The organism is Cohnella sp., from assembly GCF_041641335.1.
Taxonomy (GTDB): domain Bacteria; phylum Bacillota; class Bacilli; order Paenibacillales; family Paenibacillaceae; genus Cohnella.
In genome coordinates this window covers 1-14,199 of the sequence record NZ_JBEPYQ010000091.1, presented here as the reverse complement: position 1 = coordinate 14,199, position 14,199 = coordinate 1, and the positions used below count along the sequence as shown (strand labels likewise).

Genomic DNA, 14,199 nt, shown 5'->3' with positions numbered 1-14,199 from the left:
CACCCCCGACCGCCGTCCGCATTCCCATTACCGGTGGTGAACGTACAAGGTGAAGACAAATTACCGCTACGAAAACAAGGCTGCTTATGTCTTGTTAGCCCCGATCGTCGCGCTGTTGACGATATTCGTCGTCATCCCGTTCTTCTATGCGATCAAGGTCAGCTTCTATAACTGGAGCTTCTACCAGGAGTCCGCCTTCGTCGGCCTCCAGAACTATTACATGGTCGTGACGGACGATCTGTTCGGAGAAGCCGTATGGGTAGGGCTCAAGTTCGCGTTGATGGTCGTTCCGGCCATGCTGATCCTGTCTTTCCTGTTCGCGAATGTCGTCAAAGGCTTAGGAAAGAGGTTTTCCGGCTTCGTCAAGACGTCGATCTATGTCCCCACGGTCATCTCGGGCATTATCGCATCGGTGATCTTCGTGTTTATTTACGATTACATGGGCGGATTGGCCAATTACGTGATCGGCTGGTTCGGCTATGAACCGAAGGCCTGGCTTGCGGACGTCTCCACGGCGCTTCCGAGCATCGTCGTCCCGGCGATCTGGCTCGGGTTCGGATTTACCGCGTTGATCATGCTGGCCGGGCTGAACGATATTCCGGAAAGCTATTACGAGGCGGCGGATCTCGAAGGGGCGGGAGCCTTCAAGAAAATGCAGTACATTACGGTTCCGCTCATGCGCAACGTCATCCTGTACTTGCTCGTTACCGGATTTATCGCCCAGATATCCCAATTCGAGCTCTCGCTCGTCATGACGAACGGGGGGCCGCTCAGCGCGACAACGACCCCGAACCTGTATATTCTGAACCATTTTCGCAACGACGTGATGGTCGGGAATTCGATCGCGGCATCGCTGCTGCTGTTCGCCGTGCTCGGAAGCATCTCCGCGATCATCTTCCGGGTGCTCAATTCGGAAAAAGCGGTGGACGGATAACCGGCGAAGGGAGGAGACGGAGATGCAAACGCCAAATCGGATTCATAAGACACTGCTTGCGCTAATCGCCGGCGCGGTAACGCTGCTTGCGCTGTTCCCTTTATTGTGGGTCGTCATCGCCGGATTCAAGGAAAAGACGGAGGTGCTGTCCACGCCCTTTCGCTTTTTTCCCAAGCAATGGCTGGTCGCTAACTACACGGATATTCTGGCTGACGCGGCGTTCTTGAAATCGATGGGAGTCACCTTCGGAGGAGCCGTATTGTTCGCCGCCCTCAGTCTGTTCGTCAACGCCGCGGCGGCCTATGCGTTCGCCAGGCTGGAATTCCGCTTCAAGGGCTTATTATGGGTGTACGTGATCATGACGATGTTCATTCCGGGCATGGCGATCCTGCTGACGTCCTTTATCGTCGTGGACAAAATGGGGATGCTCGATACGTTCGCCGTGCTCGTTCTTCCGGGCGTCGCGTCGGCGGGCCATATGTTTTTCATCCGGCAGTTTTACCTGAACATTCCCTTGGCGCTGGAAGAAGCCGCGCTGATCGACGGAGCGGGAAGGCTCCGCATCTTTACGAGCGTATTCGTGCCGATGTCGTTCCCGGTTTTCGTCATCGTGGGAATCGGCTCTTATCTGGCCTATTGGAATTCTTTCATCTGGCCGACGATGACGATCACGAACCCCGATCTGTACCAGATCATGCAGTATTTGTACAACTTCCGTTCCGAGCGCGTTACCGAGCTCGGCATGCTGATGGCGGGCTCCGCGTTGACGTCGCTTCCGACGATCGCGCTGTTCCTGATTTTCCAGAAATATATCATCTCGGGCATCAAGATATCCGGGCTGAAATGAGGGGCGGAAAACGGCAGGCGCCATTTGCTTGGCGTCGCTGGTGATTCGACGCCAGGAACCAATACACCAAGGAGAGATGAAACATGGGCAATTTTAACGGACTGGATATGGGCTTGGGCAATCTGACGCGGTTGTCGAATGCGGTGACGAGATCGATCAGCCCGGAAAACTTCACCGGAGAGAAGGGCAAGGGAGCCATGGCGGCGGAAGGGACGGGCGCAGGCTGCGCGCGCGATCTGGGCGTCGGCTGGAAGGTGTCGCCCTCCGTCGAGATCGCGCCGGGAGCCACTTTCACGATGGGACATATCGAAGGAGCGGGCGCCATTCAGCATATCTGGCTGACTTGTTTCCCCGCCTTCTGGCGGAATCTGATCCTTCGTCTATACTGGGACGACGAGGAGCAGCCTTCCGTGGAAGTGCCAGTCGGGGATCTGTTCTGCAACGGGTGGCAGGAGCGATGCAACGTCAATTCCCTGCCGATCGCGGTTAATCCGGCCGGGGGGATGAACGGCTACTGGCTCATGCCTTTCCGCAAGTCCGCCCGCATGACGGTGGAGAATACGTCCGCGGACAAAGCAGTGCTGTATTATCAGATCGATTATACGCTGACCGACGTGCCGGAGGACGCGGCATACTTTCACGCCCAGTGGCGCAGAAGCAACCCCGTGCCGTATAAGGACGTGCACGCGATCGTCGACGGCATCCGGGGGAAAGGCCATTACGTCGGGACCTACTTGGCTTGGCAGGTCAATAACAACGGGTGGTTCGGAGAAGGGGAGATCAAATTTTATATGGACGGGGATCGCGAGTTTCCGACCATCTGCGGAACGGGGACGGAGGACTATTTCGGCGGAGCGTGGAACTGGGAGCAGCCCAAAGGAGAATACGGCACCTACTCGACTCCGTATTTGGGCATGCACCAGGTCATTAAGCCCGACGGCTTGTACCGCAGCCAGCAGCGCTTCGGCATGTATCGCTGGCATGTGATGGATCCGATCCGCTTCGAGTCGGAGCTGAAGGTAACGATCCAGGACCTCGGCTGGCGCGCCGGCGGGCGCTACCTGCCGCAGCAAAGCGACATCGCTTCGACCGCGTTCTGGTATCAGACGGAACCGCACGCTCCGTTCCCGGCGCTTCCGGGCAACGACGAGCGCGAGGTCGTGTGATCGTGGATGGACAAGGGGACGGCTCCCCGGCATAATAAACGAAATAACGATTCGATTCGACCGGTCGTGAAGCACACCCGGCGGCGCATGTTGGCGTCCGCGGGTGTGCTTTTTTTAGGAGGCTCGTCGATTCGGACAATCCGGTGGCCGCTGCGCTGCTGGCGAAGATGAGGTATAATGAAAACGAGATAAGAGAGCTGCGATTCGCTTATTTGCGAATGCTCCTGCGCCTGCGGAAAAAGCTGGACGATGCGAAGCTCGCGCTGATCAACGGATGGCCGGAAGAAAAAATCGCGGAGTTGCGTAAAAGGGTTCTTTAATTGAAATGCTGCGGATAGCAGGCGCAACAGGCAAATAGAGCAGGTGACATCGGTGGAAATCAATTATTGTTCGGCATGCGGCGGCAAGATGGAGACGAGAGACGTGGACGGCGCGCCGAGAAGGGCCTGCACGCGGTGCAGCTTCGTCCATTGGGGCAATTACAGCATCGGAGTGGGCGCGCTTGTCGTGAAGGAAGAGAAGGTGCTGCTCGTGCGCCGGGCGCAAGATCCCGGGAAGGGCTATTGGACGAATCCGGGCGGCTATATCGAGCAGCTCGAGCCGATCGAGGAAACGATCGTCCGTGAAGTCAAAGAGGAGAGCGGCGTCGACGCCGCGGTGAAAGGCATTATCGCGCTGCGCGACCAGCCGCGAAGCATACATAACGTGTACATCGCGTTCGAGATGGACTACGTCGGCGGCGAACCGGTTCCGGACGGGATCGAGGTCGATGCCGCAGGGTTTTATAGCGTGGAGGAGATGGAGACGATGAACGTCGCGCCCTTCACGAAGTGGCTCGTGGACGTCGCGCTTCACGGCAGCATGGACGGTCTGGCGATCGACAGGGAGCCGGTCGTTCCGTTAAACGGATACGGATTGTTTCGAGTCTGATCGAAGGGCGGATGAGCAATGGCAGTGAGGCACTTTCAGGGGACAAAGCCGACGGCGGGCGGCGGGCGCGCGCACGGGAACGCGGTAAGGAGCTCTTCCCCGTCGCATGGCATGCAGGCAGACCGGATACTGGCGATGCAGGCGGCGGTCGGCAATCAAGCGACGATGGGCATGATGGAACAGGAGTCCTCCGGGCTTCCGGATAACTTGAGGAGCGGGATCGAGAGTTTGTCCGGCTACTCGATGGACGACGTGAAGGTCCGCTACAATTCCGACAAACCGGCGCAGCTTAACGCCCATGCTTACGCGCAAGGGAGCGATATTCACGTTGCTTCCGGCCAAGATCAGCATGTGCCTCACGAGGCCTGGCACGTCACGCAGCAGGCGCAAGGCCGAGTGCAGCCGTCCTTGCCCGAGTCCCTGTAAGGCTCGCGATCAGCAGGGATGCTCCCGGGAAGGGCGGCATCCCTTGCCGCTTCCGCCCGGGCGGAAGTATTCAGTGGAAGGAGACAAGACGCGACGGTGAACGGACCAAGAAAAAAGCCGACGATGCAGCATATCGCGGACAAATTAGGCATATCGAAATCGCTGGTGTCCAGAGCGCTGGCCGGCGACGCGCAGGTCAGCGACAGGACGAAGGAACAGGTGAGGCTGACGGCGATGGAGCTGGGGTATCCGATCAACTCTTCCGCTGCAGCAGTTCCTTCTTCGCGTACGGGCAACGTGGCGGTGCTGATGCCGCGCGGGCATCTCAGGGACGCCGAGTTCTGGGGCAAGGTCGTCGGCGGGACGGAGGAGGAGCTTCATCGCTCGGCGTTCAGCCTCGTGCTGGGCTGCATCGCGACGGACGAGCCGGTGAAGAGCGGCCTGCCGAGCTGCATAACGGACCGCAAGGTCGACGGCGCGATCGTCATGGGCCGCGTCCCCGTCGGCTACATCGCGGAGGTGCTGGCGACGGGCATTCCCGTCGTGCTGGCGGACGTTATGGCGGACGGACTGAAGCTGGATCACGTGCTTGCCGACAATTACCGAGGAGGCTATGAGGCTGCTTCTCTTCTGCTGGAGAAAGGGCATCGCAAGCTGCTGTTCGCGGGCGATCCCGGCTTCTCTTACAGCTTCGCGGAGCGCAAGCGCGGGGCGGAGCGGGCCGTGACTCAGTTCGAGCCGCAAGACGGGACCGCCGCTCCTTCGCTCTCTTTCGTCGATTCGACGCTGCTCGAGGACCAGTGGCTGACCCTGCGGGGCGAAGAGTTCGCCGCGGCGCTGAAGGGGGACGTCACCGCGGTCGTCTGCGCCAACGATTCGATCGCTTTCGCGGCGCTGGAGCGACTGGCCGAGCTGGGGCTGCGCTGTCCGCAGGACGTGTCCGTCGTCGGCTTCGACAACGTCGAACGCTGCGAATGGGTGACGCCTTCCTTGACGAGCGTGGATGCCGGCAAGACGACGATCGGCAAGCGCGCCGTAGAATTGCTGCTGCGCAGAATGGAGCATCCGGAGGAGCGGCCGGAGACGCTGTATATCGCCACGGAAATCGTGGAGCGGAACTCGGTTTCAAAACATTTTAATAATTTCGTTAAACAAGTTTAATTAAATATTGTAACAAACCCCTTTTCGACGTAAGATCAGGTTAGCCATACTTACGAGAGGGGTTATTCGTCATGCAGGAAATGAATATCGGCGGCTTGGAATGGGAAGTGAAGGGTTTCTGGCCCTGGGTGCCGATCAAGGGCACAAGCATGGAATTGGGGCAGGAGCTGCTCGGCGTCACCGAATGGCTGCCGGCTACCGTGCCGGGAGGCGTCCACTATGATCTGTACCGCGCCGGTCTGATTGCTCATCCCTACAGGGATTTGAACAGTCTGCAATGCGAATGGGTGGAAAACCGGTGGTGGCTCTACCGCACTGTAGTTCCCCGTCCCGAGCGGACCGGCGCCAGGATCGAGCTTGTCTTCAAAGGGCTGGATTACGAGGCGGCGGTGTATGCGGGACAGACGCTCCTCGGCGAGCACCGAGGCATGTATCACGAAGCGGTTTTCGACGTGACCTCCCTGTTCGATGAGCGGGAATCGCTCGAAATCGCCGTGCTGCTGAAGCATGCGCCCGACGAGATGGCCCAGATCGGCAAAACGTCGGAAACGTTCACGCAGAAAAGCCGGTTCAACTACAAATGGGACTTCTCCACGCGGCTCGTCAACCTTGGGATCTGGGACGACGTCGTGCTGCGGGTACACGAAAGCCATTCGATCGGAGAAGTAGCTCTTCACACGGATACGGCTGGTCGGAGGGAAGGAACGGAGGCGGCAGGCGCTGATGGCGCGGAGGGACGAATCCGGCTGCGTGCGCGCATCGAGCGAATAACGGCGGACGGCGGCGCGGAACACGGTGCGAGCCTCCGTTTGATCGTCCGCTGCTACGATCCCGAAGGCCGTCTGGCGGCCGAAAGCGAGACGGATGCCGGCATTGACCGGGAGACCGCCGTCGAGCTGACCGTTGTGCAGCCGCAGCTATGGTATCCGAACGGGTACGGAGACCAGCCGCTGTACGAGGTGCGCCTGCTGCTCCAGACCGACGGCGTCACGGTGGACGAGCGGGCGTACCGGACCGGCATCCGCAAGCTGGAATATGCCGCGAATGAAGGCGCCCCGGAGGGCGCGCTGCCGTACACGGTGAAGATCAACGGCAAGCGGATTTACATTCGGGGCGTCAACATGACGCCGATCGATCATCTGTACGGCAACGTGACGGACGAACAATACGCCTGGATGGCGCGGCTGATGAAGGAAGGCAACGTGAACCTGGTGCGGATATGGGGCGGAGGGCTGATCGAGAAAACGCGGCTGTACGAGCTGTGCGACGAGAACGGCATTCTCGTCTGGCAGGAGTTCGTCCAGTCGAGCTCGGGCGTGGACAACATTCCGTCGAAGCGGCCGGAATTCCTCGAGCTGCTGGAACGCTCGGCCCGCGCAGCTCTGGCGACGAGGCGCAACCACGTGTCGCTCGCCGTATGGAGCGGCGGCAACGAGCTGATGAGCGAGCCGAACAAGCCGTCGGATCTGACCGATACGAATCTGGCGATGCTTCGCGATCTTGTGAGGCAATACGATCCGGATCGGCTGTTCCTGCCGACCTCCGCTTCGGGTCCGGTCGAATACATCACGGAGGAGAAGGGGCTGGGGCACGACGTTCACGGACATTGGAAGTACCAGGGCAATCCCCGCCATTACGAACTGTACGGGGACAATGACAACTTGTTCCACAGCGAGTTCGGAGTGGACGGCCTGAGCCGGATCAAAAGTCTTCGCAAGTTTCTGAGCGAGCCTCATCGCAAGCCCGTCTCTATGAAGGAGAGTATGGTATGGAGGCATCACGGGGAATGGTGGGATACGCTGGAGCGGGACGAGGAGGCGTTCGGGCCGATGACGGAGCTGGCGGCGTTCTCCGATTGCAGCCAGTGGATGCAGGCCGAAGGGCTGCGCTTTATTCTGGAAGCGAATCGGAGACGCAAGTTCAACAACAGCGGGAGCATTATTTGGCAGCTTAACGAGCCATGGCCCAACGTCTCGTGCACCAATCTCATCGACTACTACGGCGAGCCGAAAATGGCCTACTACTGGATGAAGCAGGCGTTCGCTCCGCTTCACGCCTCGCTGGATTACCGGAAGCTGGACTACCGCATAGGCGAGCCGTTCAGCCAACCGCTGTACGTGAATGCCTGTGAAGCGGGCATCCCTGTCACGGTGACGGCAGAGGTGCTGGATGCCCAAGGCGCGGTGCATCATGCCGCGCGATACGAAGGCACGACGGCCGACGAAAGGGCGCTGCGGATCGGGGAACTCGAATTCCTGATGCCCGAGACGGACGACGGACTCGTGCTGGTCCGAGTGAGGTGCGAGACGGAGCGGGGAGATCTCCCGGAGCAGCCCCCGAGCGCCTATTTCTTCTCCGTCTCGGACGGGCCGCTGTACGCCTCCGCGCTGACGCTCGCCCGCGATGCCAGGCTGGCTTCGCAGCGGCTTGGCGAATGGAAGCGCGGGGAGGGCGGCGCGGCGCTGGCGGAGTTCGCCATCGCTAACGAAGGAACGGCAGCGGCTCTGCACGTCCATGCGGAGGAGCTGACGGACTTTTACTGGATGGAGAGCGACGACCAATATTTTACGCTGCTTCCGGGAGAGACGAGAGTCGTGACCGTGCGCTGCGTGCCGAAGGCGGGAGGGGGATTGCTGGCGGAGGAAGCTGCCGCTGCCCAAGCCTCTAATGTTTTGCCGCAAATCCGATTCCGGTCCTATTTGCAGGAGTCTTCGACAGATCATCACGAGAGGAACGATGAACAATGACAAGTCCGCAAGCGGAATTGAAGCTGTTTTTGCAGCGCAGAACGGAAGAGGGCTGGGCCGAAGGCTTTGCGGCTGCTATTACCGACGCGCAGGAGACCTGCCTGGCTGTCTACGAAGGAGAGACGGCGGCCACCTTGAACGGCGAGCGGGTCGGAATCGGTCCCGACACGCGGTTTAACGTCGGCTCCGTCACGAAACCGGTGACCGCGACTCTGCTGGCCAAGCTGGTGGAGGCGGGCGAGCTGACGCTGGCCGACAAGGTGCGGTCGATTATCCCGGAGTATCCTTTCGAGGACGCCGACCTCTTCCATCTGCTGTCCCATTCCGCCGGATACGACAACGATTCGGCCAAGCCGGAGCGCCCGCTCGTACAGGACGGAGAAGCGGGACGGAGGGCGTATTTCGACGCGATCTGCCGCATCCCGGACAGGAAGAGGGAGCCTGGGCAATCGGTACTGTATTATACCGAAGGCTATGTTATCCTTGCGGATGTGATCGAGCGCGTCGCCGGCATGGAGCTGGGCCGTTTCGCCCGCGAGACGCTGTTTGATCCGCTGGGCATGACGCGCAGCACCTTCGACGTCGCGGCCGTCCGCGAAGACAGCGTCGTCTTCCCCATAGCGCCGGACGGCAGGGCGATGCTGGAGCTGGCCGATTGGGCGACGACGGGGGACAGCGGTCTGTATACGCGCGCCGAAGATTTGCTGAAGCTGGGGCGGCTGTTCCTGAACGGGGGAGCCGCCGAGGACGGCAAAGCGGTGCTGCACGAGCGCACCGTTCGCTGGCTGCTGGCCGACGCGAGCGCCGGAAGGTTTAACCAGACGCCCGCATTCTGGGTGAAGGGAGCGGAGGATCGCTACGGCTGCTTTGGAGATCTGCACTCTCCTTCGGCCGTCGGCCATACCGGCTTCAGCGGCTGCATGCTGTGGATCGATCCCGAATACGGGGCGGCCGGGGCGATCTTGACGAACAGCGCGAGGCTGCACGAGGATTGGCGCCGCTACAAGAGAATCAACAACCGGCTGCTCAGCCTTGCGACAGGTCGTTCATTATAGTCGTTATCCAAACCTTTTAGCAGGTTCAACGTCTGTCGGCCGCCGGAGTGAAGCGCTATCATGGACATATCTCCCTAATTCGGCATTCGCAGAAAGGATAAAGCCATGATCGCCCGCACCAACATGCCCGTCCATAACGCCCAGAAGCGGACGGCCGCCAGTCGAATCGTCCGCTATCTGTCCCGCGAGTGGTCCTCGTGGCTGCTCGTCGTTCCGACGATCATCGTCTTTTTCGTATTTGCCTGGCAGCCGCTCGTATCGGGCATCGTGCTCTCCTTCTACAAGACGGAGGGCTACAAGGCCGTCGAGTTCATCGGCCTGCAAAACTACGTCGAAGTCATCCAGAACTCGGTATTCCGCCAGACGCTGATCAACTCGTTCCTGTACGTCTTCTGGTCGCTCGTCATCGGATTCGCCTTTCCGATCGCCGTTGCCATCATCATTAACGAGCTGCGGCACGGGAAGTCGTTTTTCCGCTTTGCGGTGTATTTTCCCAATATGGTGCCGGCCATAGCCGCGGCCATGGTTTGGATGCTGCTGTTCCAGCCCGGCCAGAACGGCGTGCTCAACATGCTGATCTCCTACCTGGGCATCCCCGCGCAAGGCTGGCTGCAGGACCCGAGCATGACGATTCCGCTCATCGTCGTGACGATGACGCTGCGCGGCTTCGGCGGCACCGTCCTGCTGTATCTGGCCAGCCTGCAAGGCATCAACCAAGAGCTGTACGAGGCCGCATCAATCGACGGGGCCGGCGTCTGGCGCAAGCTGTTCCGCATTACGCTGCCTCAGATTTCCAATATCGTCGGCCTGATGCTGATCCTGCAGATCAGCGGCGTGTTCCAGGTATTCGGAGAGCCGCTCGTCATGACGGAGGGCGGACCGAACAACGCTTCGATGTCGCTCATGCTGCAAAGCTACTTCTATGCGTTCAGATATTTCCAGGCGGGTCACTCGATGGCGCTCGGCGTCATTACGTTCCTGATCCTGATGGTGCTGAGCGTCATCTATTTCTGGCTGGACAAAAAGTTCGACAAGGAGGCGTAACCTGTGCGCAAAACGGAAGTAACCGGCATTATCGGACATTTGGAATACAAAACTCCGGGCGTCAGGCTGCTCTACGGGCTGCTGTTCCTGCTGATGATCTTGCTTGCGGTCGTCTGCCTGTTCCCGTCGATCTGGGTCATGGTGTCCAGCCTGAAGGATATCAAGGAATTTTATCGGATGCCGCCCACGCTGTTTCCCGAAACGTTCGACATCGGCAAGCTCGGAGAAGCCTGGAACGAGCTGAGGTTCATGCGTTATTATGTCAACACGGTGTATATGACGGCCGGCTCGGTGCTGTTCTGTCTGCTGTTCAACGGACTGGCGGGCTATTTCTTCTCCAAGCTGAAGCCGCGCGGAAGCGCGTTTCTGTTTACGCTGATCGTCTGGACGCTGCTGCTTCCGAATACGGTGGGCATGGTTCCGTTGTTTTCGAACATCGTCGATTTTCCGCTGCTGCATATCAATTTGACGAATACGTTCTGGCCGATGTGGCTGATGGCTGCGGTCAACCCGGTCGTCATTCTGATCTTCAAGAGCTTCTTCGACAACATTCCGCAGTCGCTGCTCGAAGCGGCGAAGATCGACGGCGCGACGAAGATCGGCATTTTCTCCAAAGTCGTCATCCCGCTCAGCGTGCCGGTGCTCGTCACGATTACGATCCTGACCGTCAATGCGGTATGGATGGACTTCTTCTGGCCGTTTATGGTGCTCAAGGATCAAGCGAAGTGGACGGTCATCGTCGCGATCTACAACATGCGCAGCCAGATGCCGATCGATCTGCAGTTTATTACGCTGACGTTCGCCATTGTGCCGCCGGTCGTTTTCTTTATCCTGTTCCAGAAGTCGATTATGAAGGGCTACACGTTCAGCGGAATCAAAGGCTGACGCGGGAAACGGACAGAATCGCAAACCGTTTCGCATCTTTGCAGCCTACTGACCGGTTCCGCCGGTATGGTAACCTGAGAACGCACTCCGAGAAAGCGCTTTACAACACTTCGAAGCGAAGAGAGGGTTCAGAGAATGACAACTGCACAACGGAAAAAAATCGGGCTTTCGACGGCCTGGCTGCTAATCGCCGCACTCGTGCTATCCGCTTGTTCGGGAGGAAACAAGGAGACGCAACCGTCGGCAACCTCGTCGCCGACGGCGCAGGCGTCGCAGACGAGCGGTTCCGAGCCGTCCGGGGAAGAGCCGCAGCCGGTAACGATCAAGATCGGCAACTGGCCGAAGCCTAACGACGATGCGGCTACCCAACTGTTCACCGATCTGGAGAAAAAGATGAACGAGAAGTATCCGTACGTGACGATCGAGGGAGACGAGTGGGGCTACGACGTCGTATCGTTCCTGCCCAAGGCGGTCAGCGGACAGCTTCCGACGCTCTACGATTCGTTCTACACGGAAGCGGACAAAATCATCAAGGCCAACTATTCCGCCGATATTACCGACATGATGAAGAAGTATGGCTTCGATACCGGCATCAATCCCGAGCTGCTCAAGCTGGTCGAGCGGGACGGCAAATATTACGGCTTGCCGAAGGACGGGTACGTGATCGGCGTCATGTACAACCTTAACGTCTTCAAAGAAGCCGGATTGCTGGATGAGAACGGAGTGCCGAAATTCCCGAAAACGTACGAAGAGCTGGCCCAGACGGCGGTCGCGATTAAGGAGAAAACGGGCAAGCCGGGCTTCTTCTTCCCGACGAAGACGAATCAAGGCGGCTGGATGTTCATGAATATCGCCTGGGCGTTCGGAGCGGACTTCGAGGAACAGGTGGACGGCAAGTGGAAAGCGATTTTCAACTCGCCGGAAGCGGTGCAGGCTCTGCAGTACGTGAAAGACTTGAAATGGAAATACAACGTTCTGCCGGACAACAATCTGGTGGACATGAACGATCTGCTGATGTCGTTCGGAACCGACCAGGTCGGCATGGCGTTCGGCATGTACGAATTCCTCGCCCCGCTCGTTCTGAACGCCAAGATGTCCAAGGACAGCCTCGCGCTGTCGGCTCTGCCCGCCGGTCCTGCCGGCTCGGCCGCGCTGCTCGGAGGAGGGCTGTACATGTTCGCCCCGGGCTCGACGCCGGAGCAGCTGGATGCGGCGTTCAAGTGGCTCGACCTTCGCGGCCTGAGTCCGAAGGCGACTCCGGAAGCGCTCGAGGCGCTGGAGTCGAATCTGAAAATCCAGGTCGAGCAAGGCTATCCCGTAGGCCCTCACGGGCTGCAAATCTGGACCGATCCGGAGCGCGTGGCCGCGGAGAAAGAGATCGCCAAGAAGTATGAGAACGTGAACATGGCGCTGTTCGAGGACTATATGACGAACGGTTCCAACGGTCTCCGTCCGGAGCCTCCGGTCAACGCGCAGGAGCTGTACAAGGCGCTCGACGTTGTCATCCAGGCGGTGCTGACGAACGAGAAGGCCGATCCGCAGAAGCTGCTGGATCAGGCCGCGGCGGAATTCCAGCGCGATTACCTGGACAAGGTGCAATAAGCGAGAGTTGGGGCTGTCCGATAAGCCAAGATAATCGATGAACAAGGGACAAGGTGTATGTACCTCCCTACGATGCTATACACTCCTGAAATTCGAATGGGTAAACCCGTTGCAAGGTAATTTCAGGAGCGTATGAGGCAGTCTCCGGGAGGTACATACCCCTTCTTTGTCTATCGATCATCTTAAGCAACTCTGCTTATCGACATCCCCGTTCTCGTTTCGCACGTATGATAGAATAAGAGGAAGAATGAAAGGAAGGGAGAGCGGACGGGATGTTCCAGCGGCTTCATCTGAGAATCCAGGCCGTGCTGCTGACGGTCGTCCTGCTCTACATTTCGTTGTCCAGCTGGGTCGTCTACCGGACGATGGAGTCCCGCGGAACGGAATCCCTGCAGAGAATGTCCGTGCAGTACACCGGCCAGCAGCACCAGAACGCGGAGCTGTTCAAGCGCTGGCTGGAGGAGACGGTGCAGATCGTCGCCAGCAGAGAGGGCATCGGGGAAGCGCTGTCGGGCAAACGCTACGACGAGACGCTGTTGCCGCTGCTCGACGGACTGCGCGCTTCCAACGTCGACTTGTCGAGTCTGGTGCTGTACGGTCGGCAAGGCGCCGTGTACTCGTCGGGGAATATTACGAGCACCCGTAATTTGGATCAGTTGGCCGACGAGCCGGAGATCGGCCGATTTCTCCGTTCCGGAGAGGCCGCGGAATGGATGGCGCTTGACGCTTCCCGGCTCTATTATCCTTACGGCGGCAAGGCGCGCAAAAGCCTGTTCCACTTTACGAGAATAACGGATCGGAACGGAAGTCTGCTCGGCGTGCTGCAATTCGAGACCAGCCTGCCGAAGCTTGCCGGCTTCTTCCGCTCGGAGCCCGGCACGCTCTATGGCGGCAACAGGGCGTATGTCGCCGCCGCAGACGGGCAATGGCTGGACGAGAACGGTCTGAATGCGGAAGTATCGGAGGAGACTGCTGCCGCGGCTGTCCGCTTCTCCGGCGAACGGCTGGAGGCGGAGATCGGCGGCGGCATTCTGCTGATGTACGCCTTGGAGCATTCCGCCGACCGGATCGCCATCGTCATTCCCAACGATCAGATGAGGGGAGAGCTAGGCAAGCTCGGAGCCATTCTCATCGCCGTCAACGTGGCGATGGCGCTGCTCTTCGTTCTGCTCGCCCGGCGGCTGTCCTTGAGCATTACCGCCCCGCTTACCGCGCTCTTCCGCAAAATGCGCGAAACGATGAAGGAGCCTTCCCCGAAGTAATTACTTCAGGGAGGGCTCCTTGCGTATGCGCACCGTGACGGTCGTGCCTTGCCCGCGCTCGCTGCGAACCTCCAGCCCGCAGTCGCCGCCGTATTCCAGCTTGATTCGCTCCTGCACGTTGCGAAGTCCGTATCCGCTGC

12 protein-coding genes are annotated in these 14,199 nt (G+C 59.3%); all 12 read left to right on the top strand.

What is annotated here, in order from left to right; genetic code table 11:
• Window positions 1-49 precede the first annotated feature (49 nt).
• Window positions 50-934, top strand: coding sequence for a carbohydrate ABC transporter permease (locus ACESLM_RS24200; protein ID WP_372635412.1), 885 nt, complete (start codon window positions 50-52; stop codon window positions 932-934).
• A 22-nt stretch (window positions 935-956) separates the two neighbouring features.
• The gene (locus ACESLM_RS24195; RefSeq protein ID WP_372635410.1) at window positions 957-1,781 is read left to right on the top strand and encodes a carbohydrate ABC transporter permease; all 825 of its coding nucleotides are present in this window, start codon (window positions 957-959) and stop codon (window positions 1,779-1,781) included.
• 83 nt (window positions 1,782-1,864) lie between these two features.
• Entirely contained in the window at window positions 1,865-2,947 is a 1,083-nt protein-coding gene (locus tag ACESLM_RS24190; protein ID WP_372635407.1) for a glycoside hydrolase family 172 protein, read from the top strand.
• A gap of 372 nt (window positions 2,948-3,319) precedes the next feature.
• Window positions 3,320-3,877 (top strand): NUDIX domain-containing protein, encoded by a 558-nt coding sequence (locus ACESLM_RS24185; RefSeq protein WP_372635405.1) that lies wholly within the window; start codon window positions 3,320-3,322, stop codon window positions 3,875-3,877.
• An 18-nt stretch (window positions 3,878-3,895) separates the two neighbouring features.
• Window positions 3,896-4,303 carry an eCIS core domain-containing protein gene (locus ACESLM_RS24180; protein ID WP_372635404.1) on the top strand — a complete coding sequence of 136 codons (408 nt, stop codon included), beginning with the start codon at window positions 3,896-3,898 and terminating at the stop codon, window positions 4,301-4,303.
• A 96-nt stretch (window positions 4,304-4,399) separates the two neighbouring features.
• Entirely contained in the window at window positions 4,400-5,464 is a 1,065-nt protein-coding gene (locus tag ACESLM_RS24175; protein ID WP_372635402.1) for a LacI family DNA-binding transcriptional regulator, read from the top strand.
• A 71-nt stretch (window positions 5,465-5,535) separates the two neighbouring features.
• A complete protein-coding gene (locus tag ACESLM_RS24170; protein WP_372635399.1) occupies window positions 5,536-8,211 on the top strand; it encodes a glycoside hydrolase family 2 protein in 2,676 nt (891 codons plus the stop codon).
• On the top strand, window positions 8,208-9,266 hold the full coding sequence (locus ACESLM_RS24165; RefSeq protein WP_372635397.1) for a serine hydrolase domain-containing protein: 1,059 nt from the start codon (window positions 8,208-8,210) through the stop codon (window positions 9,264-9,266). Before ACESLM_RS24170 ends, ACESLM_RS24165 begins: the two co-directional genes overlap by 4 nt.
• 105 nt (window positions 9,267-9,371) lie before the next feature.
• Complete coding sequence (locus ACESLM_RS24160; RefSeq protein WP_372635394.1) at window positions 9,372-10,310, top strand: carbohydrate ABC transporter permease; 939 nt, start codon at window positions 9,372-9,374, stop codon at window positions 10,308-10,310.
• A 3-nt stretch (window positions 10,311-10,313) separates the two neighbouring features.
• Entirely contained in the window at window positions 10,314-11,195 is an 882-nt protein-coding gene (locus ACESLM_RS24155; RefSeq protein ID WP_372635392.1) for a carbohydrate ABC transporter permease, read from the top strand.
• A 135-nt stretch (window positions 11,196-11,330) separates the two neighbouring features.
• A complete protein-coding gene (locus ACESLM_RS24150; protein WP_372635390.1) occupies window positions 11,331-12,797 on the top strand; it encodes an ABC transporter substrate-binding protein in 1,467 nt (488 codons plus the stop codon).
• 272 nt (window positions 12,798-13,069) lie between these two features.
• Complete coding sequence (locus ACESLM_RS24145; protein WP_372635387.1) at window positions 13,070-14,059, top strand: hypothetical protein; 990 nt, start codon at window positions 13,070-13,072, stop codon at window positions 14,057-14,059.
• Window positions 14,060-14,199 lie beyond the last annotated feature (140 nt).

What these genes read in the sequence shown, in the direction of transcription:
- ACESLM_RS24195 (WP_372635410.1), top strand. Translation starts at nt 957, where the DNA reads ATGCAAACGCCAAATCGGATTCATAAGACACTGCTTGCGCTAATCGCC.
- ACESLM_RS24190 (WP_372635407.1), top strand. Translation starts at nt 1,865, where the DNA reads ATGGGCAATTTTAACGGACTGGATATGGGCTTGGGCAATCTGACGCGG.
- ACESLM_RS24180 (WP_372635404.1), top strand. Translation starts at nt 3,896, where the DNA reads ATGGCAGTGAGGCACTTTCAGGGGACAAAGCCGACGGCGGGCGGCGGG.
- ACESLM_RS24170 (WP_372635399.1), top strand. Translation starts at nt 5,536, where the DNA reads ATGCAGGAAATGAATATCGGCGGCTTGGAATGGGAAGTGAAGGGTTTC.
- ACESLM_RS24165 (WP_372635397.1), top strand. Translation starts at nt 8,208, where the DNA reads ATGACAAGTCCGCAAGCGGAATTGAAGCTGTTTTTGCAGCGCAGAACG.
- ACESLM_RS24160 (WP_372635394.1), top strand. Translation starts at nt 9,372, where the DNA reads ATGATCGCCCGCACCAACATGCCCGTCCATAACGCCCAGAAGCGGACG.
- ACESLM_RS24150 (WP_372635390.1), top strand. Translation starts at nt 11,331, where the DNA reads ATGACAACTGCACAACGGAAAAAAATCGGGCTTTCGACGGCCTGGCTG.
- ACESLM_RS24145 (WP_372635387.1), top strand. Translation starts at nt 13,070, where the DNA reads ATGTTCCAGCGGCTTCATCTGAGAATCCAGGCCGTGCTGCTGACGGTC.